The organism is Rhodococcus sp. P4_F5 (genome assembly GCF_056401315.1).
In genome coordinates this window covers 1-1,401 of sequence record NZ_JBFUJP010000148.1, presented here as the reverse complement: position 1 = coordinate 1,401, position 1,401 = coordinate 1, and the positions used below count along the sequence as shown (strand labels likewise).

Genomic DNA, 1,401 nt, shown 5'->3' with positions numbered 1-1,401 from the left:
CGGGCTAGAGTCGTCACCACAACATCTCGTTCGCTGCCGTGGGGAATCCTGTGTGAATCAGGTACGGTCCCGCCACTGTGACGGTTCGTCGGCCCACGCACCGAACCGGAGTCAGATCACCGCGGCCACGACGCATCTCGTCCGACTCCCGGCGCGGAAACCGGGCAGTGAAGGGAATTACGCTGTGGCACAAACCGGTTCAGGTATCGATCCGGGCTTCCCGTTCAGTGCGATCGTCGGTCAGGACCAGCTGCGGCTGGCCCTGACGCTGTGCGCGGTGCACCCCGGCATCGGCGGTGTGCTGGTGCGGGGGGAGAAGGGCACCGCCAAGTCGACGGTGGTGCGGGCGCTCGCCGCGCTGCTGCCCCCCGTCGACGACGGGCGGCCCGCCCGGCTGGTGGAACTGCCCGTCGGCGCCACCGAGGACCGGGTGGTCGGGTCGCTGGACCTCGAGAAGGTGCTGCGCGACGGCGAACGCGCCTTCCAGCCGGGCCTGCTCGCCGCCGCCCACGACGGTGTCCTGTACGTCGACGAGGTGAACCTGCTGCACGACCACCTGGTGGACGTGCTGCTCGACGCCGCCGCGATGGGCCGCGTGCACATCGAACGCGACGGCGTCTCGCACTCGCACCCCGCCCGCTTCGTCCTGGTCGGCACCATGAACCCGGAGGAGGGCGAACTCCGCCCGCAGCTCCTCGACCGCTTCGGGCTGGCCGTGGACGTCGCGGCCTCCCGCGACGTCGACACCCGCATGCAGGTGGTCCGTCGCCGGCTCGACTTCGAGGCGGACCCCGGCGGGTTCGCCGGCCGGTACGCGGAGCAGGACGCCGCCCTGGCGCGCCGGATCGCCGCCGCCCGCGCCGCCCTGCCCGCCGTCGCGCTCAGCGACACCGAGCTGCGCCGCATCGCCGCGCTCTGCGCGTCCTTCGACGTGGACGGCATGCGCGCCGACCTGGTGCTCGCGCGCACCGCGACCGCGCACGCCGCCTGGCGCGGCGCCGACGCCGTCGCCGAGGAGGACGTGCGGGTGGCCGCCGAACTGACGCTGCCGCACCGGCGTCGCCGCGACCCGTTCGACGAGCCCGGGCTGGACCCGCAGCAGCTCGAGGACGCGATGCGCGACGCCGCGGAGCAGGCCGGCCGGCCCGACCCCGACACCGAGCCRGACCCCGATCCGGACGGCCCCGGCGGCGCGCCCGTGCCCGACGAGACGCCGACGCCCCCCGACGGACAGGCTCCCGACGCGCCCGCAGCCGACGCGCCCGCGCCCGACGAGACGGCCCCCGACGAGGCGCCCGCGCACGGCGGACCGGGACCGGCGCCGCAGCGGCAGGCCGGCGCGCCGTCGGCCCAGTTCCRCACCCGGCTGCTGCAGATCCCCGGCGTCGGCGAGGGCGCGCC

The 1,401-nt window shown here is 75.5% G+C and carries 1 protein-coding gene and 1 riboswitch; the gene reads left to right on the top strand.

The genetic code is table 11. From position 1 onward, the window contains the following. The first annotated feature begins 17 nt into the window (after positions 1–17). Positions 18–183, top strand: a riboswitch (cobalamin riboswitch). A 1-nt stretch (position 184) separates the two neighbouring features. After that, positions 185–1,401, top strand: a 1,217-nt coding sequence (locus tag AC1DU4_RS26295; protein WP_477844914.1) for a magnesium chelatase ATPase subunit I, incomplete at its 3' end; no start/stop codon positions are given.